The organism is Patescibacteria group bacterium, from assembly GCA_026415775.1.
In the GTDB taxonomy this organism is placed as follows: Bacteria; Patescibacteriota; Minisyncoccia; order UBA6257; family JAAZHW01; genus SKW32.
Genome location: JAOAGL010000001.1, coordinates 57,036 through 76,738 on the forward strand (window position 1 = coordinate 57,036; position 19,703 = coordinate 76,738).

Below are 19,703 nucleotides of genomic sequence, written 5' to 3' on the forward strand. Positions count from 1 at the left end.
CATCAATATCCAAACCATTCACGATTGGCCACTACCCGTGTTAATGGCCCAAAATAACCCGTTGGCGGCAAGCCGTATTTTTGCTGATATTTTTGGATAGCGGCTTTTGTTAAATCCAAAAAGTTCCCCGTGATTAATCCGCCACCATAAATACTCGGCTCTTTCTCTGACAACATCTTTTGCAAACATTTCACATCATTATCATTCTTTAAACCATAATACAAATCTCTCTGAAAACGCGAGCAGGAAATAGTTGTTTGATTTGTGGCATTTAATTGAGCAACAAGCATTGCTAATTGAGCTTTAAGTTGAGCAATGCGTTGATTAAGCATTTCAATTAAAGTGGAGTTATTAGAAACACTGCTTGAAACTTGCGCGTCATATTTAAATAAAGCGCTACCCGCTGAATTATTAGTAATAAGAGGCAAAAGATAAAGCGCGTTAATATTAACACCGAAATCAGAAATAGAAATCGTCCCTTTATTGTTGTCTTTATTAGAAACTGTTTCTATTTTTTTATTATTCGCTTTATCAACGCTGATATAAGTTAAAACAAACTGCGTATCCTGCGGAAATTCATAATAAACTTTTAAATCGCCTCGACCGCCGCTGATTTTAATCCAAGTGCCAGCGTATAAATTTAGATAGCTATTGGCGGTTAAAGAAGCAGTACCATATTCAGGCAAATAAGTGGTATAAGGGTAGATGCGGAAATTGCTCAAATTAGGATTATCAAAGCAATAAAGCTTACCCAAAGAACAATCATTAAAAAGCATCGCAATTAACCAATTGCGAAAAAGAGTATTAAAATCTTCTGAATAACCATTTTTTGCCAAAGCGTAATTAACCGAAGCAATGCCAGTTAAATTAGAACGCAGCGAATCAACCAAAATTTTAATGCCATATTTCTCAACAATATATTCAGCCAAAAGATGAACAGCCGCATAATCACTATTTGTCCCTTTGAATTCCAACAACGAAAAATTGGGATTTTGACGCAAAGCATTCAGACGTTTTTCTAAAATACTGCCAGCTAAATTATTGTTATAACCTAAAAAAGTGGAAAAATAATCTGAGCGCGCTTCTGCCAGCCAACGCTCATCTTCGGAATTAACAAAAATGCCTTTTTGATTAAACGAAATGAGATGTAAAACTTCATGAGCAAGATAATAGCCGATTTGCTGAGGAGGTGTATCTAAAAAAATCGCGGTATTTAAATAAACCATCTCGTGCTGATTGGAAAAATTATTGGCTGAAGCGGGCAATGAATCAACAAAGCGAGCATAACCAAGAAAATTTTCTTTTAAGGGATGAATTAAAATATAAATGCGGGTGTCATTATCATAACCAGGGATAGCCTCGGAGCCAAAGGTTGCTGTAATTTTCGGATAATCATAGTTTTCAAAATAACTGGCTAAAGAGAAAATTTTGGCATTGATATTATTTTGGTCAGTAAACGTAAGGCTTTGCCACCAATTGGTATCAATGTAGAAATTGAGTTTATTAGTTTGATAAATGAGAATAGCGTTTATTTGATTGCGAGAATAATAATCATAATCGCTTTCAACATAAAAAACGCTCTGCGAATTAATTGATTGAGCAGAAACAAAAAGCGGCGCAAACAAAATTAGCATTGAAATAAAAATAAATTTCCAATTTTTGGTCTTTTTCGCCATTTTCTTGATTATAAAATAAAAGAGGTGGTGTTTCAATGATTTGAAAAAGAAAAGCGGCTGCGTTGTTCCAACGCAGCCGCTTGAGTTCAATTTTCCTCCCTAAAGTCCCGCAGGGACATGCCCCGCGGGTTTCTTTCTACATCATCCTCTGCGCGGAGAGGAAGCTTTTTTCCTCTCCTTTTTTCTACTTTTTTTTCTACATCGACCTTGACCTTCTTCTGCTCCCGGTCTGATGGTACTTCAACGGGAACGGGATCAGGAAGAAATGGCTGAGAGTGAGGGGAAGGCTGCTGGGGCTGTGGAGGGTTCATCCTCGGCCGAGGAGTACTCGACCGAAGAACATTCTCCAATCCCTTTTCCCACTGGGGATTGGAGATGCGATCGGGCTCGAAAAGCTCGACCGCCACTTCTAGAAGTTCCTCCGTGACCTCGCCGCGGAGAAACTCCCGGAGTCCCTCCTTGTCCCGCACAAAGTGCGGGACATCAATCGCTACCCGCTCCTTTTGCAGGAGCTGGTAACGAGCCCCCTGGCGGACTACTGCAAGGTAATCCGCCACTAGTTTTCGGCCATGGAACCGCACCACGGTTCCATTCCGAAAAACTATGAGCCATTTCTCCAACTTTTGATTAAAGCGGGGAGTGACTCTTTTGCCTTCCCCTACCAGCACCACCCAGCCACGAGGGCCAGGAACGGCCAGCGAGAGCTGAAACCAGTGAGGCTGCCCTAGTTGGGGCAGTATCACCCACGGTTTCACCTCCCCTGTGGAGAGGATTTCGCACGGGATTTTCACCCGTGCATCCTCACCAAGGTAGACGCCCTGCAGGGCGCCTCCCTTGATTCTCTGCCGAATTTCTCGGCAGAATTCCTGCCCGAGCCGCTCCCAGACGGCCCAACATCTTAAAAATTTTAAGCCTATCATTTTAAACCTCCTTTTAAATTTTCAAACAAGGTGTGGCCCGGGCCGACAGCCCTGACGGTTCACCTTGCGCTGATTTAAGAATATCATAAAAACTCAAAAAAGTCAATATAAATAAAAAGGAGGGACTTAGTCCCTCCAACGATCGGGTGAGGAGGATGTTAAATCCTCCTTCACCCACACTGAGTTCCTTTCCAGAATGGAAAGGAACTCTTCGTACGTCCGCGGTCTTTTCAAACCGCGGACGTAAACAATCACCTCCCGCGGAGCGCGGGAGGGATTGTGGTCCCAGGAGGTTAAATACCTTAACCTCCCGGCACCATCTCTCTTGATGCCATTAATGGCATCAAGAGAGACCCCCAGCCTCTGGAGGACCTTCTCCAGGTCCTCCATAGACCGGAAGCACCACATTGCCCTAAAGGGCAACTGGTGCTCCCGGCAATATCGCCGGGGGAAATCTCTGTCTTCCTCCACAGGAGGAAGACAGAGGACTTTGTGTGGGGAAATCCGGTAAACTCTACCGGATTTCACCTTCCATAACCCTCCTCCGCGGGAGGAGGAAATAATCCTTCCTCCCGTACCCACTTCCAGGATCCACCCGGAAGTGGGGTCCTGGGGATCCGGGACCAGAATCATTCTGGCTCCAGAATCCCCCTTCCGAATTACTTGCGGCCCAGCCGCAAGCAATTCGGAGGAAACCAGAATTTCAAAAAAATTTGCCATTTTTTCCTCCTTTTCCCCCACCTGCCTTACGGTCAGGTGCCCACCTTTTTCTAAACAAAAAAAGGTGGGGTTTTAAGGGTTATTTTTTTAAATGGCTACATATATTATATCATAAAAAATTCAAAAAGTCAATAGAGTGCCAATTCAAACTAAAAAAGAAAAGCGGGTCTAAAAACCCGCTTTTTTCCTAAATTTTTCTCTTTCTTTCTCCTTTCTGTCCTCTAGGACAGAAAGGAGAAGTATCAGCAACACAGAAGCCAACATTAACCCCCCTGTTAGCGCCGTCCACCCTATCTTCTCCTGCCCCCACGGCCGAAAGCCGAAGAGGAGGAGATTTTCAATAATTAACAAAAACAATAAAAAATATTTCATCACAACCTCCTTTTTTTATTTTAGAAAGTTTGAATACGTAATTATAGCAAGAACATATGCTAAATCGTGATTGTAACTTAAAATAGCCTCCTTCTGCCTATAAAAATCACCTCTCTTCCAACCATGAGCACGCAGATAACGAGCAACGCTCATAACCGCGTCATCAACCTTATTCAAATCAACTCTACCATCGCCATCTCCATCAACCCCATACTGCAGGTAAGAAGATGGAAGAAATTGAGGCAGGCCGAACGCGCCCATATAAGATCCACTATAGTTATATGGATCTTCATGATTTTTTCTAGCTATCAAAAACAGATTAAGCATCTCTTTTTCCGCAAAATCCGCTCGAAAATCCAAAATAAGCATTGAATAAAAGGTTGATATCAGACGACGTCTACCAACAAAACTGCCAAAATTCGTTTCCAACCGAAGAATAGCCACAATCACTTCTTTGGACACTTGAAATTCTTTTTCGGATCTTTCCAAAACTGATTTGTTTTCTGTAAGAAATTCCCGACCGCGAGCAATGGAATTCAGTGAAAACAAACCAAATGCCGCTTCAAAATAATCTACCTTCTTCTTTTTGAGTTCCCCAATATCATTATAAAATTCCAACCGCGGATCGGAAAAAATTTTCTCCAGCTCAGAACGCGCAAATCTCTCTTTCTCTAATTTTTTTACTGCTCTTTCTAAAGCTGGCGGGAATTCTTTTTCTTCTCCCAGAAGAATTATGGCCAACAGTGCCAAAAATAATAAAAGCAACAGTGCTTTCTTTCCTTCATCTTTCATTGCCTTCCTCCTTTTTTAATTTAATTAAAGTATTTCGTTAGCAAAATTTTTCTAAATCCATTTTTCCACATAACCTCCATAGCCTGCAACTTTCCTCCTCCAAAAAGCACTCTAATCCCAAAAAATTTTGGTTCGCCATCCTTAAATCTAGTTAGTCCAATAACATGACCCTCCTTTAATTTTGTAAAATCTACTTTGCTTAACCATTCGGAAACTTTATTGGCATCTTCTTCGGAAATTTCTTTTTGCACAAAAAGCAGGTCCAAAATCTTTATTGCTTCTTTTTCAATTTCTTCAATAAAATCATCAGTCAGTTCTTTCATTTTCTCCTCCTTTTTATACCCGAACCTTAAATGGGTTGGGCATTTAATTATTAAAAAGCTGCCTATATTTCAGCATAAAAATTTTAAAAAGTCAATGGTTTGAATAAAAAATAAAAGCCCCAGCTCTTCGAGAAGAGCTGGGGCCGTTCCGTACCTTTTTTTACGCCCCCGGAATTTTGGGGCAACCTCCTACTGATAGGAGGGTTGTTAAAAAATAACTAGTCCGGTGCCAATGGCCTTTTGGCCATCATTCTCACCTCCTTTTTTAAAATATCTAAACTAATTATATCATAAATTATTTTTTAAGTCAAGGGTGGAAAATTCAACGAATTTCCCCTGCTTTGGGAATCTTTGTTTTTTTATTAGTTAATAATCGCCAGAAATTATAAATAAAAAACTGCTCCCGCCGAAAGGCGGGAGCAGCCAAAGCTGGGATTAACCCAGCCAACCCCTCAAGGAAAGGGTGTTAGTAAGACAAGTAGAGTGAACCAGTCTTGAAGTTATCCCAACCCCAAGTCTGTTCAACATCATTGGTAGTTGTAGCGCTAGTATTCCAAGTGATTTTACCAACACCAACTTGGAAGAAGCCATTTTGAGTTGAAGTGCTTAATTGAATAACGGCGCTCAACTCACAAGTGGCGGTTGAACCAGCGCTAATGCGGTAATAATTACCCTCTTCGGTAGCATTGGTTGTACAAGTAAAGTTGTAAGCTGTAGAAGCAGAAGTTGTACCAGCAACTAATGTTCCGTAAGTATTAGCGCTTGTTTTGTCAATATAAATATCGTTGTTGTAAGCGGTAATACCTAAGGTAATTTTCGCATTACCAATGCTTTGAGGATGATCAGCGCTACCAGCAGCTGTAAAGCTGGTTGTTCCCAAAGCAAACACTGGGGCTTTGACAAAGACGTATTGTTCATTGCCAGCCAAAGTGTAAGTGCTGCCAACGATATTGGAGTTGGCATCAAGACCCTGCAACCAAACATTGCTTGCTTTCACATAACTGCCAGCAACAAAAGTTGTGTCAGTTGTCGGAATTGAAGCAATAATGGCTTTAACAATTAAGGTCTTGGTGGTGTTAGCAGCAATAGGTAAAGTGAAGTTTTCCCAGCTTACAGCACCATTGGTTGTGGTCCAAGTAGGAGCAGCGGTTTGAACGCGAGTGCTGCCATCCCACAACTCAACAGCGGTTACATAAGAAGTTGTAGTTGTATTCTGTACTACAACAGTGGTTGTCGCGCGATTTAAAGTAGCGCTGACATTGCTGTCGTTTTTAACAGTGAACTTAAGCAAGGTCACTGCTGTGGTATTGCTGGTTGAAGCAATCACATTGCTTTTGACTGGATTATCAGTGGCTAAAGAAACAATGAGATTGGCTCTGTCAGCTTCGCCAACAGTACCAATTGTCGCTGACAAATTCTTGCTAGTGACATCCAAAGTGGTGTAAACCACACCAGCTGTATCAGTGTAAACAGTACTGCTGTTCATTGCCACTGTAAAGCTAGCAGCCAAAGCACTAGTTGTTAAGGTTGGCAACAAAGTAGCTTTGACAGTTAAAGTTTTCTTTTGGCCATTAGGAATAACCCAGTTCAAACCAGCAACATTTAAGGTGTAGTTGCTAGCGAAAACATTCTCAATCAAGTTGGCTTGATTAACAACTAATTCAGCTAATTTGGTTGAACCTTCCCACAAAGAAATTGTGGAGAACTTCTGCCAGGGCAACATATTGGAGCTGGTAGTGATATCAATGCCGATTTTGCGGACAGTAATATCAGAACCAGTGGCTTTGAATTCGCCGGCAAAAAGTTCATAGGTTCCACCAGCGTAATAGGTATAAGCTGGATTAGCAACTGGTACTTTGTTGATTGATAAATTGCCGTAAGCAGCGGTGGTTGGAGTGGTTGTTGGAGCAGTAGTAGTGGTCTGTTGAGCAGTACCACAATAGAGCGAATTTAATTTAGCTCTTGTTGCTGGGCCAACAATACCAACCTGATCCAAACCGTATTTAGCTTGGAATTTTTTCACAGCTGCTTCGGTTAATGAACCAAAGTAGCCAGTAACTAAACCTTCAGGATAAATTGAAGAGTCAGTCTTCAAGACTTGCTGCAAAGTGGTTACTTCTGGATCGCTCATACCCTTTTGAAGGGTCTTGGTGAAGCAACCAGTTGCAGTTGATCCGCCTTGAGCTGCCAACTGAGCTTGAAGTTGAGCAATTTGTTGGAGCAAGGCGTTGATTTGAGCTTGAAGCTCTTCAACGGTTGCGCCGTTAATTGGAGCAACCCAAGCCAAAGTTGTTAAGGCTAAGGCGATTGCAATAACTTTATTTTTCATAGGAATTAAAAGGACCTTTTAATTCTCGACCAAAAGGAATCTAAAAGATTTCTTAAGGTCGATTTTGTTAGTTATAGCGCATTCTTTAACTCAATCGACCCGCCTCTCCAAATGGAGAAGCTTGAATTAAAGAAGGCTATTTTTTAACTTGCTTGACGCAAGTCTGCGAACTTTAGTTCGCAGAGGTAAAATTACTCTCTTAATAATCTTACCTCTATGAACTATTTTTTATTTGAAAAGAGCGAATATAACAAAAACCTAACGCTAAAAGCGCTATTTTATATTTTAATCAATTTTGATAAAAGAATCAAGCATTTTCAAAAATATAGTCATTTGCTGGGTATTCATATAATAAAACGAAAAACAAAGGAAAAGGTTACATTTCCCCCTTAAAGCATCTGCCAAGTGCTGCTGGTTAGGATTAAACTAATTAAAATGGCCGAAAAAATCACTTCTGGCAAAAAATGCTTAAAATTAAAGAGGTTTTGAATGGTTAAAAGCATTGTTTCGTTGGCCAAAATAAACAAAATCAACCAGACGCCAGCTAAACTCAAAAAATTAATGGGCAAAAAATTTAAAACCCAAAGAAACTCCAAAAGCACAAAAGCTGGAACCAACGCTATCAAAGAACGATTTTGATTTTGCAATTCAAAAAGATAGCGATAACTTTCTAAATAAAGGTAAAGCGCTAAAAAGAATAATAATTGTTTGAAAAAGAAATTTTCAAAAAGATTGGAGCGGAAGAAAAAATAAGCCATCGCGCCAAAAACAATCGGCGAAAAAATGCGAAAAAAATCTGGCGATTGCATAAAACGTTTATAGAAAATAATTAGTGGGTAAAGAACTAAATAGCCGATAATAATAAATATCTGGCTGGTGATATTTGTCCACTGAAAAACCTGGGGAACAATCAAAAAAAGAATAAAAACCAAAAAAAGAGGCCAAATTCTAAAAAAGTTTTGTTTGAAGGAGCTTTCTTCTGTTTTTAATCGCTCAAAAAGATAATAAAAGAAAAATAGAATGGCAAAAACTAGCCAAAAATAAGAGAAATTTTTCCATAAATAAATTACTGATGATAAAAAGCTGAAAATAAAGGATATCATTTTTTCTTGGGAACTTTGGATTTATGGCCGACGCCCAAAAAATTGATTTGGTTGTTGGAAGAAAGGGTGATTTTAATTTTATCTCCAGCTGAAATTTCGTTTGAAACAATTTTGGAAGCCAAAGGGTCTAAAATAAGGCGCTGGATAACACGTTTTAATTCTCGAGCGCCGAATTCAGGGCTAAAACCTTCTTTAGCCAAATAAGTCTTTACTTCAGATGAAATTTCTAATTTAATATCTTTTTGTTCTAATCGCTTACTAACATTTTTTAATTGAATTTCCACAATCTGCTCAATATCTTTTTGAGTTAATGGGTTGAAAATAATAATTTCGTCAATGCGATTTAAAAATTCGGGGCGAAATCTTTCTTTAAGAGCTAATCGTATTTTCTCTTTTAGACTTTTGGTTTCGAGGGTTTCTTTGCTTTCCCCATTATCGGTTTTAAAACCCAGTTCAGACATCTGCTCTAAATACTGGCTACCAACATTAGAAGTCATAATAATGATGGTGTTTTTGAAATTAACCGTCCTTCCTTTGGCGTCAGTTAATCGGCCATTGTCTAGAATTTGAAGAAGAATATTGAATACTTCTGGATGAGCTTTTTCAATTTCATCAAACAAAATTAAGCTATAAGGTCGATGTTTTATTAATTCGGTTAATTGCCCGCCTTCTTCATAGCCGACATAACCGGGCGGTGAACCAATCAAACGACTGACTGTATGCTTTTCCATATATTCACTCATATCAATTCTAATCATTGCTTTTTCATCATTGAACATAAATTCAGCCAGAGCTCGCGCCAATTCAGTTTTACCAACGCCAGTCGGACCCAAAAACATAAAAGAGCCGATGGGTTTGTCTTCTTCGGCTAAACCAGCGCGACCGCGACGAATGGCATTTGCCACTGCCTTAATTGCCTCCTCTTGTCCTACTATTCTTTGATGAAGCGCTTCTTCTATTTTATTTAATTTCTCCGCTTCGCTTTCAAGCATTTTACTGACAGGAATACCAGTCCATTGGGAAACAACCTTGGCAATGTCTTCTTCATCAATTTGCTCCTTAAATAATTTTTGTTTGTTGGCTTTGATTTTTTTCTCCAGCTCCTCCAATTTCTTTTCGGTTTGGGGAATTTCACCATAAATCAGGCGAGCGACTTTTTCTAAATCGCCCTGCAATTCGGCAATTTCTTTCTCTTTTTTCAAATCATCTATTTTTTTGCGAAGAGTATGAACTTCCTCAATAATTTTTCTATTGCCACTCCATTTATTATTGGCTTTTTTAAATTCTTCTTTAAGTTTTTTTAACTCTGCTTCAATTTTTTTAAGGCGGGCGCTTTGATTTTTTTCTTTTTTCAACGCCTGCTTTTCAATTTCTAAATTAAGCATTTTTCTTTTAATAGCTTCTAACTCTGGCGGGGTGCTGTCTAACTCTAAACGACGCGCGGCCGCTGCTTCATCAATCAAATCAATGGCTTTATCAGGCAAAAAACGATCAGTGATATAACGCGCTGATAGATTAACAGCAGCAACTAAAGCATTATCAGTAATTTTAATGCCATGGTGCGATTCGTATTTTTCTTTTATACCTCTTAAAATAGCAATCGCTTCTTCAATGGACGGCTCCTCAACCAATACTGGTTGGAACCTTCTTTCCAAAGCTGGGTCTTTTTCAATGTGACGTTGATAATCTTTCAAAGTTGTAGCGCCAATAGCGCGCAATTCGCCGCGAGCAAGAGGTGGTTTTAAAACATTAGAAGCATCAATCGCGCCTTCCGCAGCGCCAGCGCCGACAATCATATGAATTTCATCAATAAAAAGAATATATTTTCCTTCGGCAGCTTTAATTTCTTTAATAAAAGCTTTGAGACGCTCTTCAAATTCACCGCGGAATTTTGTACCAGCAACCATGCCAGGCAAATCCAAGGAAATAATTTCTTTATTTTTCAAACTTTCTGGCACTTCACCATTAACAATTTTTTGTGCTAATCCCTCAACAATAGCTGTTTTCCCAACGCCTGGCTCACCAATAAGCATTGGATTATTTTTAGTTCGGCGCGACAAAATTTGAATAACTCGATAAAGCTCATCTTCTCGGCCAATTACTGGGTCTAATTTCTGCTCGCGCGCTAATTGAGTTAAATTCACCGCATATTTTTCTAAAACTTGAAATTTGTTTTCGGGAGTTTCATCAGTCACTCTTTGGCTGCCGCGAATTTCTTTGAGGGCTTTCAAAATATTTTCTCGGCTGATATTAAATTTGGAAAAAACTAACTTCAGGTCGGTTGCCATTTCAATTAAACCGAGAAACAAATGTTCACAAGAAACAAATTCATCTTTTAATTCAGCAGCCTCTTTGGCTGAACGATCCAAAACTTTAATTAAATCTTGCGAAAGATAAAGCTGTCCAACATTAGCGTTAACGACAAATAATTTCGGCAAACGATTGATTTCTGCCTCTAAAAAATTGGCTAAAGCGTTTAAATTAACACCCAAACGCGATAAAATCATTGGCACTACTCCGCCCTCCTGAACTACCAAAGTGTAAAATAGATGGATTGGTTTAAGCTCGCCTTGATTTTTACTCACGGCCAATTCTTGAGCGGCTTGTAATGCTTCTTGAGCTTTTAATGTAAAACGGTTAAATGGCATATTATTAAAAGTTATCCGGACGTTCTCCTAAAATTAATTCTATATTGATTTCTTGTTTATCCCGCAAAACTTTCAAATTAACTTTATCACCAACTTTATATTTTTTCAAAATGGCAGTTAAAGTATTAGTGGCGGTAATTTTTTCGCCATTAAATTCTAAAATAATATCACCTTCTTTAAGCCCAGCTTTTTCCGCTGGCGAGCCGGAGATAATTGCTGATTCTTTGCTGGACCCGCTATTAATCCAAGCGCCATAATCAACCGACAAATTATTTTGTTTTTGAATAGCGGAATTAACAATTGTGTATTTTATGCCAATAAACGGCGCGGTAATTTTCCCAAATTTTTGATAAGATTCAAGGGCTTTTTTAGCGCGATTAATCGGAATAGCAAAACCGATATTTTCAGCGCCAGAAGCAATAGCAGTGTTAATACCAATTACTTCACCTTTCAAATTAATTAATGGGCCACCTGAATTGCCTAAATTAATCGCCGCGTCAGTTTGAATAACATTATCAATAGATTCAATATTGCCATAAGCGTCAGAAGCCATTACTGAGCGCGATAAACCTGAAACAACACCCACCGAAACTGTATTTCGAAATTCACCCAAAGCGTTTCCGATAGCAATTACCGTTTGGCCAACTTTAATGCCATCAGAATCCCCTAGTTTTAAAGTTTTGAGATTTTGCGCTTCAATTTTTATCAAAGCAATATCATCAATAGGGTCAAGCGCTAAAACTTTAGCGTCATATTTTGTACCATTATTAAGATAAACAGTATAACTAGCATCTTTGTCATTAACCACGTGCTTATTTGTTAAAATCAAACCATCAGACGAAATAATAAAACCAGTGCCGCCACCGATTTCTTTTTTCTCTGTGCCTTTTTGACGATATTGAGGAATATTAAATTGGAAAAATGGTCCGAAAAATTCCTGCCAATCTTGGGGCAAATTACCAAAAGGATTGGTATAATATTGCTCAAAAATTGGAACATCTTTAGAAACAATGATACTCACTACTGCATTAGCCGATTGTTCAACGATATCAATAATTCTTTGCTCATAGGCTAAATCTGGTTCATAAAACGCTGGTGTTGGTGCGGGCGTAGGCGTTGCTTTTTCAAACCAGTTTTGGGGAATTAAATTTTTCGGGATTAAGTTTTTAAGATTATCAAAAATGCTGGCTGTAAAATTAGAACTCGAATAAGCAATTTGATGCGAAAACAAAACTCCAACAACAGCACCAACTAAACTGCTTAAAATAATAACCGAAATCAAAAATTTGGTGTTGAACTTCATAGTTTGATTATACGAATAGAAAAAAATATCGGCAAATTAAGGAATGTATTTAATTAAACCAAGATATCTAGCGCGTTTAATGGCTTTTGACAATCTTTTTTGATGTTTGCGGCATAAACCAGTTTTTTTAGCTGGTAAAATTTTAGCCTGAAAAGACATAAAACGCGGCAAAAGCGTTACATCCTTGTAATCTACCTCATCTACGTTTTGACTACAAAAAAAACATTGTTTCATATTATTTTATCAATTAAAATGGCAAGTCGTCAGCGGAAATTTCATCTTCGGAAACAATCGGAATATCTGATTCAATATTTACTTCATCCAAATTGGCTGGCGGTTCTATATCAACACCTTCAGAAGCTGGAACATTGGCGGCAGAAGAAGTTGAGCGCGGTCCCAATTGAAAATTCTGAGCAATAATTTCTGTCCGCGAATGACGAACGCCATTTTGGTCAGTCCAATTTCTGGTTTTTAGTCGACCCTCAATAAAAACTAGTTTGCCTTTAGTTAAATAACGGCTGGCTGTTTCAGCTAATTTGCCCCAAACAACAATATTATGGAATTCAACTTCACTTTGTCTCTGTCCATTTTTATCAGTCCAGATGCGATTGGTAGCCACGCCAAATGTAGCAACACTCTGGCCGCTTGGCGTGGTTCTTAATTCGGGATCGCGAGTTAAATTGCCTAAAATAAATACTCTATTAAAATTCATATTTTTGAAACTAAAAGACCTTTCTTAATTATTATACCAATTTTTGAATTTCTTCCAATTTTTCTTCTAATTTCTCAAAATCTGGCTCTGGTTTTTTCTCTTCTGAAGCAGCGGCGATTTCGCTTATTGGTTGAGGCGCGCTTTTGGATTCTTTGGCTAATTTTGGTTGACTTGTTAGTTTCTTATATTTTGGCGGAGGAGTCACAATTAAATAGCGCAAAATATTTTTTTCATACGATAATTGTTCTTTAAAATCCGCCAATTTATCAGGCTCTAACTCAAACCAAAAATAACCAAAATATGCTTCGGTTTCTTTTTTGATGGGATAGGATAAATTGATTTTATTGAACTCTGCTTCTTTAAGAAGCTGAGCGCCGACGGATTGAAAAGCATTTTTTATCTTTTCAATTTGACCGCTGAGTTCGGCTTCGGTCAATCGGCCGCTCAAAAGGCAACCAATCTCATAAACCTTTTTATTCATACTGAATAGTTTAATTCAAATTTCGGAATTGTCAAATAAAAATTGAAAATCTCCTATTTTTTAGTTATGCTTAAAGTGGTCGCGTAATTTATTTTTTATATGCCATATATAAAACCCGAAATTAGAAAAAATTTAGAGGGTGAAATTGATGCTTTGGTGGAAAAAATTGCTGATGAAGCTCAAAAAGACGATCCAAAAATTGCTTTTGTTGGAATTTTAAATTACACTTTTACCACCATCGCATTAAAAACCGTCAAAAAACTTTTTGGTCAAATGCGATATTGGTTAATTGCTGCGCTTGTTGGTCTTTTTCATAATATCGCCGATGAGTTTTATCGCCGCGTTGGCGCCGCTTATGAAAATAAACAAATTGAAAAAAGCGGAGATATTGAAGTTTATCAGGATTTTTAACTAATATGCCGGAACTGCCCGAAGTTGAAACAATTGTTAATGATTTGAAAAAAATCCTTCTTAAAAGAAGAATTGTTGATGTTTGGACTGATACCAAAAAACTTATTAAACAACCAGATTTTGAAATTTTTAAAAAACAGGTTAAAGGCCTTTTAATTAAAAATATCCGTCGTCGAGGAAAAAACATTCTTATTGATTTATCAAATGACCTTACTTTATTAATTCACCAAAAGTTAACTGGCCATCTTTTATATGGAAAGTGGAGTATTCAAAAAAATAAAGCCATTCCCTTGATTCATGGCGCCTTAGAAGATCCGATGAATAATTTTATTCATGTTGTTTTTTATTTAGATAATAACTATCAACTAGCTCTTTCGGATTTGCGTAAATTCGCCAAAATTATCTTAGCCAAAACGGATGAAATTGAAAATTTAAAAGAAATAAAAGAAATTGGGCCTGACCCATTGGATAAAAATTTTGATTTTGAAACATTTAAAAAAGCGATAAAGAAACAGCGAGGAAAAATTAAACAAGTGCTGATGGAACAAAAAGTTATTGCGGGCATTGGCAATATCTATTCTGATGAAATTTTGTGGTGGGCTAAAATTCATCCTTTAAGAACTACCGCATCTTTAACGGATGAAGAATTAAAAAAACTTTATCATTATACACTAGAAGTTTTAAAAACCGCCATTAAAGCCCGCGGCTCTTCAGTAAGCGATTATCGCGACCCCAAAGGAGAAAAAGGCAGTTATGACCAGATTCGCCGCGTTTATCGTCGCGAAAATCAAAAATGTTATCGGTGTGGGACATTAATTAAAAGAATAAAAATAGGTGGTCGCTCCAGTTGTTTTTGCCCCAATTGTCAAAAATTATGATTTATTTTTTGTTTGGCACCGACGACTATAGAATTAAAGAAAAATCTGATGAAATAAAAAATTCCTACCAGCAAAAATATCCTAATTTGCTTGGTTTCGATACTTATGATTTTGAAGAAAAGAATGTGTTTGATGAATTTAAAAATTTTTTTGAAAGTATTTCAATGTTTGCGCCTCAAAAATTAGCCATTGCTTATAACTTATTTAACAGCCCTGAATTTAAAAAAATTGCCGATTTTTTAACTCACTCAAATTTAAAAGATAGTAAAGAAAATAATCTCATTATTGTCCAAACTGATTTTGATAAAGAAAAAATTAAAAAATTATCTAAAGAAAAAGAGGAATTATTAAAATTTTTAAAGAAGAACGCGAAAAACCAAGAATTTCAACCTTTTGAAAATTTTTCTGAAGCTTTACCATGGATAAAAATCCAACTAAAAAAATATGACATCAAAATCGATTTGCCGGCTTTAAAAATTTTATTTGAAAACTTTAAAACCAATTCCTATCAATTTATCAATGAATTAATAAAAGCCTCTCTTTTTAATTCAAAAGAAAAAATAACCTTGAAAGAATTGGAATCAATCTCTAGTTTCGAAATTAATCCGGATTTTTTCGCTATTTTTGATAATTTTTTCGATGGCAACAAAAAAGCAATGCTTTTTAATCTAGAAAAAGCCTTGAAGGGCGGAGTTGATGAAGGTCAAATTTTTAATTATTTTATTAAACAAGTTCGGGTTGCTATTTATATTTTGAATCATCAAACAGAAAATATTGAAGCGCCGACTTTTGTAGTAAACAAAATTAAGAGAAAATTGGTGCGGTGGCGCAATGCCAAGGAAACGCTATTTAAAATTTATGAACAATTAGCCAAAATTGATTGGTTAATTAAAAAAGGCGTTCTTGATTATCAAACAGCGTTAGAAATATTAATTGCTCATCTTAAATAAATGATGAATAAAAAAAATGGTAAAAATTTAAAAGTGGTGATTGGTTTATCGGGCGGCATTGATAGTGCCGTTGCGGCCAAATTGTTAAAAGAAAGTGGATTTGAAGTTGTCGGCGTTCATTTAAAACTCTGGCATGAAAAAAAAGAAATTTTAAAAAAACGTGAGTTATTGGTTAAAAAAATCGCCAAAAAATTAAATATTCCTCTCATCATCGTTAATGCCCAAAAAATTTTTTTGAATTATACAATTAATCAATTTTTAAAAGAATTGAGGAGGGGCCGAACGCCCAATCCTTGCATTGATTGCAACTATTACGTAAAGTTTGAAGCGCTTGCTAAAATCGCCAACAGAATCAAGGCTCAATTTCTAGCAACAGGTCATTATGCCCGCATTAAAAATGAAAAAGGTGTTTTCTATTTATTAAAAGGAAAGGATAAAAACAAAGATCAATCATATTTTCTATGGCGACTTAATCAAAAATTACTAAAAAGAATTATTTTCCCCTTAGGAGAATTTCAAAAAGATGAAGTGAAAAAAATGGCTGAATTTTGGGGATTAAATCTGAAAAAAAATTATTCAGAAAGCCAAGACTTATGTTTTGCTAATAATTTAGAGAGGTTTATTGAAAAAAGATTAAAAAGACGAGATGGCGTTATTATTGATGTAACAAAAAATAAAATAATCGGGGAACATCCAGGGATTCATTTTTTTACTATTGGCCAGAGAAAAAACATTCGAATTCCCGGCCCTGAACCATATTATGTCATTAAAAAGAATAGTAAAAAAAATTTATTATTTGTCGCTCCTTTCTCTGCTAAAAAATTTTTCCAAAATAACCAATGCGAATTAGAGAAAGTTAATTTTGTTATTTATAAAATTAAATTGCCTCTTTCTTGTTTGGTAAAAATCCGTTATCGAACAAGACCTCTTTCGGCGACGCTTTTAAAGAGAAACGGGAAATACTTGCTCTGCTTTAAAAAGCCGGCTGAATTTTTAACGCCAGGCCAATCAGCCGTATTTTATCAAAAAGAAAAGCTGATTGGCGGAGGAGTGATAAAATAAAATTTTTAGTTATAATGAAGATATGAGCAATTTTGAAGAAAGAATTATTGAATTAGAAAAAATTAGAAAGCGCAAAAAAATTATTGTGGTCATTATTCCATTGTTGATTATTCTTCTTTTTGTTTTAATTAAGCTTTTCTTTATTAAACCAGAGCCAACATGCTTTGATGGGGTAAAAAATGGCCGAGAGGAAGGAATTGATTGTGGCGGTCCATGTTTAGCTTGCGGCATTAAATATGCCGCACCAATTGAAGTTGTCCAAACAAAAATTATTCCTGAAACAATTAATACCAGCGAGGTTTTAGTTCAAATTAAAAATAGCAATTTGGAATATGGCGTTAAATTCCGTTACTCTATTACTCTCTACAGTGCTTTTGGTGAAAAAATAAAAACAATAAGCGATTATGACTATATCTTACCTTTTTCAACAAAATATTTATTGGCTCAGAAAATTGATATTTCAACTGACAAAATCAATCGCGCTGAGGTGAATTTTGAATATAACATTAGCGACTGGTTTTATAGCCCACGAAAAACTTCTGATTTATTTACCGTTGTTGATAAAAGGTTGAGAAAAATGGAACCAAACGAAGCGGGATTTTTAGAATTAATTTCTCAGATAAAAAATAACACTAATCAAGATTTTTCAGAGGTTGATATTATTATTTTGCTTTTCTCCAAAACCGGCCAAATTATCAATGCAGCTAAAACAAAAACTTTTAATTTAGGCGCTTATGATACACGCACTTTTGGTTATGTTTGGCAACTGGCCTTCCCCGAATTAAATAATTTGGATTATTTCCACATTGAAATTCTGACTGATGCTCTTGAATAATTATGAATTTATCTTTGCGTAAAATTTCTTTTTCTCTGATTTTGCCGTTGTTTATTTTGGCTATTTTAAGCTTGTTAACACTTTATAGTTTATCTTCCCAAGACGCAAAGCCTTATCAAATTTTTCAAAAACAGCTATTTTGGTTTATTTTTTGTTTTGCGGTTTTTTATCTCATTGCTAATTTTTTTGATTACCGTGTTTTAAATACTCAAAATTTTTTCGTTGCTATCATCTATTTTATCGCCTTGATTCTTTTAATAATTGTTTTGGTTTTCGGCTCGAGAATTAAAGGAGCGGCAGGTTGGTTAAATTTTAAACTTTTTAGTTTTCAACCAGTAGAGCTAGCTAAATTAGCTTTGATTATTTTTTTAGCGCGATATTTTGCTATTTGGCACATTGAAATTTGGCGACCTCAAAGATTATTGGTTACCGCCATTTATAGTGGTTTATTCGCTTTTTTAACTTTCCTTCAACCCGATTTGGGTTCAGCTATCTTTTTTATGGTTATCTGGGTGGGAATGCTTTTATTTTCTGGTTTAAAATTTAAGCATTTTTTGATTTTAGTAATCTTTTTTGTTATTTTGGCGCTGCTTGGCTGGAATTATTTTTTGAAACCTTATCAGAAAGAGCGCATTCTTACTTTTTTAAACCCAGCTCGCGATCCCTTGGGTAGTGGATATAGTGTTATCCAAGCAAAAATTGCTATTGGCTCAGCGGGATTTTTCGGTCGAGGATTGGGACAAGGATTATTAACTCAATTAAGATTTTTACCTGAAGCAAAAACTGATTTCTTTTTTGCGGCTTTCACGGAAGAGTGGGGGATTCTTGGAATAATTATTATGTTTTTTGCCTATGGTTGGTTAATTTTTCAAATATATCGCATTGCTATAAAAAGCGAGAATAATTTTTCCCGTCTTTTTATTTTTGGTTATCTTTTAATTTTATTCACTCAGATTTTTATAAATCTCGGGGCTAATCTTGGATTTCTACCAGTCACTGGTTTGCCTTTGCCATTTTTAAGTTATGGTGGCTCCAATCTCTTGATTAATTTTATCGCTTTGGGTATTATTCAAAATATTAGCCGCATTCATAGTTTTTAATTTTTTTGTCGTTTCGAAATTTTTCTTTATTTAAATTTTTGCCATGAAACAATTCCTAATTCTGGTTGCAAGCATTTATCTTGTTGGGATAATTCTCTTCATTATTATTTTCAATTATCAATTAAAACCTCTAATAGTAAGTGCTGATGTGAAAAACCAAAAAGTAGAATTTGTTGTTCAAAAAGGCGAAGGTTTTAAAGAAATTGCCGAAAATTTAGAAGCTCAACAATTAATCAAATCTTCAAAATCTTTTAAACTTTATCTTCTGCTTCATGGCTGGGCGAACAAATTAAAACCCGGAATTTATCAAATTCCTTATGAATTGCCCGCTTCGGAAGTGGCTAAAATGCTTTTAACTGGCGTTGTTGATGAAAAAACCATCACTATCCCTGAAGGATATACGCTTTCTCTAATTGAAGAAAAATTAAAAAATGAAGGAGTTTTGGCGCAAGATGAATCGCTTTTGAAATTAAAAATCTCTGATTTTCAAAACGATTATTTCTTTTTAAAGGATGCGCCGGCGAATTATTCTTTGGAAGGATTTCTTTTCCCCGATACTTATCGTTTTAAACTTAATTCGCCAGCTAAAATTATTGCCAAACGAATGCTTGATAACTTAGAAAAAAATCTTACTGATGGTATTCGTCAACAAATTGAACAATCACGATTTAATGTGTACCAGATTATTGCTTTGGCTTCATTAATTGAAGGAGAAATTCCTCATGCCGAAGATAGGCCAATTGTGGCAGGAATATTAATCAAACGCCTTGATAATCAAATACCGCTTCAAATTGATGCAACAATTGTTTATATAAAATGTGAAATTTTAAAAACGGAAAATTGCCGAAAATTATCATTAGATGATTTAAAAATTCCTTCACCTTATAACACCTATCAAAATTTAGGATTGCCCAAAGGACCAATTAATAATCCTGGTTTAAATGCCATTGAGGCTGTTCTTAATCCATTAGAAAGTGCTTATTGGTATTATTTATCTGATCCCAAAACAGGAAATACAATTTTTTCAAAAACTTTAAAAGAACATAATGCAGCAAAAGCTAAGTATTTGAAATAAAAAATTCCGCCGA

At 36.2% G+C, this 19,703-nt stretch carries 19 protein-coding genes; 7 read left to right on the top strand and 12 right to left on the bottom strand.

Annotated elements, in window-relative coordinates; translation table 11 throughout:
- Positions 1–2 precede the first annotated feature (2 nt).
- The 12 genes from N2692_00315 to rpsF form a co-directional block, all read right to left on the bottom strand.
- A complete protein-coding gene (locus N2692_00315; protein MCX8015747.1) occupies positions 3–1,676 on the bottom strand; it encodes a peptidoglycan-binding protein in 1,674 nt (557 codons plus the stop codon).
- Between the two features lie 86 nt (positions 1,677–1,762).
- A complete protein-coding gene (locus N2692_00320) occupies positions 1,763–2,596 on the bottom strand; it encodes a hypothetical protein (protein ID MCX8015748.1) in 834 nt (277 codons plus the stop codon).
- 126 nt (positions 2,597–2,722) lie between these two features.
- Positions 2,723–3,229, bottom strand: coding sequence for a hypothetical protein (locus N2692_00325; GenBank protein ID MCX8015749.1), 507 nt, complete (start codon positions 3,227–3,229; stop codon positions 2,723–2,725).
- Positions 3,230–3,703: 474 nt separating this feature from the next.
- The gene (locus N2692_00330; GenBank protein ID MCX8015750.1) at positions 3,704–4,480 is read right to left on the bottom strand and encodes a lytic murein transglycosylase; all 777 of its coding nucleotides are present in this window, start codon (positions 4,478–4,480) and stop codon (positions 3,704–3,706) included.
- Between the two features lie 20 nt (positions 4,481–4,500).
- A complete protein-coding gene (locus tag N2692_00335) occupies positions 4,501–4,803 on the bottom strand; it encodes a hypothetical protein (GenBank protein ID MCX8015751.1) in 303 nt (100 codons plus the stop codon).
- Between the two features lie 466 nt (positions 4,804–5,269).
- Positions 5,270–7,132, bottom strand: a complete 1,863-nt coding sequence (locus tag N2692_00340; protein ID MCX8015752.1) for a peptidoglycan-binding protein — start codon at positions 7,130–7,132, stop codon at positions 5,270–5,272.
- Between the two features lie 389 nt (positions 7,133–7,521).
- A complete protein-coding gene (locus N2692_00345) occupies positions 7,522–8,235 on the bottom strand; it encodes a hypothetical protein (GenBank protein ID MCX8015753.1) in 714 nt (237 codons plus the stop codon).
- Positions 8,232–10,883: an AAA family ATPase gene (locus N2692_00350; protein MCX8015754.1), complete on the bottom strand. Its 2,652-nt coding sequence runs from the start codon at positions 10,881–10,883 to the stop codon at positions 8,232–8,234. Before N2692_00350 ends, N2692_00345 begins: the two co-directional genes overlap by 4 nt.
- Positions 10,884–10,887: 4 nt before the next feature.
- A complete protein-coding gene (locus N2692_00355; GenBank protein MCX8015755.1) occupies positions 10,888–12,186 on the bottom strand; it encodes a trypsin-like peptidase domain-containing protein in 1,299 nt (432 codons plus the stop codon).
- A gap of 36 nt (positions 12,187–12,222) precedes the next feature.
- Entirely contained in the window at positions 12,223–12,420 is a 198-nt protein-coding gene (gene rpsR, locus N2692_00360) for a 30S ribosomal protein S18 (GenBank protein ID MCX8015756.1), read from the bottom strand.
- Positions 12,421–12,433: 13 nt separating this feature from the next.
- Positions 12,434–12,898, bottom strand: coding sequence for a single-stranded DNA-binding protein (locus N2692_00365; protein MCX8015757.1), 465 nt, complete (start codon positions 12,896–12,898; stop codon positions 12,434–12,436).
- A gap of 31 nt (positions 12,899–12,929) precedes the next feature.
- On the bottom strand, positions 12,930–13,379 hold the full coding sequence (gene rpsF, locus N2692_00370) for a 30S ribosomal protein S6 (GenBank protein ID MCX8015758.1): 450 nt from the start codon (positions 13,377–13,379) through the stop codon (positions 12,930–12,932).
- Positions 13,380–13,478: 99 nt separating this feature from the next.
- On the opposite strand from rpsF, the gene N2692_00375 reads away from it, so the two are divergent.
- From N2692_00375 to mltG, 7 genes are read left to right on the top strand one after another with little or no spacing between them, the layout of a single operon-like run.
- Complete coding sequence (locus N2692_00375) at positions 13,479–13,790, top strand: hypothetical protein (GenBank protein ID MCX8015759.1); 312 nt, start codon at positions 13,479–13,481, stop codon at positions 13,788–13,790.
- 5 nt (positions 13,791–13,795) lie between these two features.
- Entirely contained in the window at positions 13,796–14,668 is an 873-nt protein-coding gene (gene mutM, locus N2692_00380) for a bifunctional DNA-formamidopyrimidine glycosylase/DNA-(apurinic or apyrimidinic site) lyase (GenBank protein ID MCX8015760.1), read from the top strand.
- Positions 14,665–15,618 carry a hypothetical protein gene (locus N2692_00385; GenBank protein ID MCX8015761.1) on the top strand — a complete coding sequence of 318 codons (954 nt, stop codon included), beginning with the start codon at positions 14,665–14,667 and terminating at the stop codon, positions 15,616–15,618. The genes mutM and N2692_00385 overlap by 4 nt, the downstream gene beginning before the upstream one ends.
- Positions 15,619–16,680, top strand: a complete 1,062-nt coding sequence (gene mnmA, locus N2692_00390) for a tRNA 2-thiouridine(34) synthase MnmA (protein ID MCX8015762.1) — start codon at positions 15,619–15,621, stop codon at positions 16,678–16,680.
- 22 nt (positions 16,681–16,702) lie between these two features.
- Positions 16,703–17,515, top strand: a complete 813-nt coding sequence (locus N2692_00395; GenBank protein MCX8015763.1) for a hypothetical protein — start codon at positions 16,703–16,705, stop codon at positions 17,513–17,515.
- Positions 17,516–17,517: 2 nt separating this feature from the next.
- A complete protein-coding gene (gene rodA / locus N2692_00400; GenBank protein MCX8015764.1) occupies positions 17,518–18,615 on the top strand; it encodes a rod shape-determining protein RodA in 1,098 nt (365 codons plus the stop codon).
- Between the two features lie 43 nt (positions 18,616–18,658).
- Positions 18,659–19,690, top strand: a complete 1,032-nt coding sequence (gene mltG, locus N2692_00405) for an endolytic transglycosylase MltG (protein MCX8015765.1) — start codon at positions 18,659–18,661, stop codon at positions 19,688–19,690.
- The last annotated feature ends 13 nt before the right edge of the window (positions 19,691–19,703 follow it).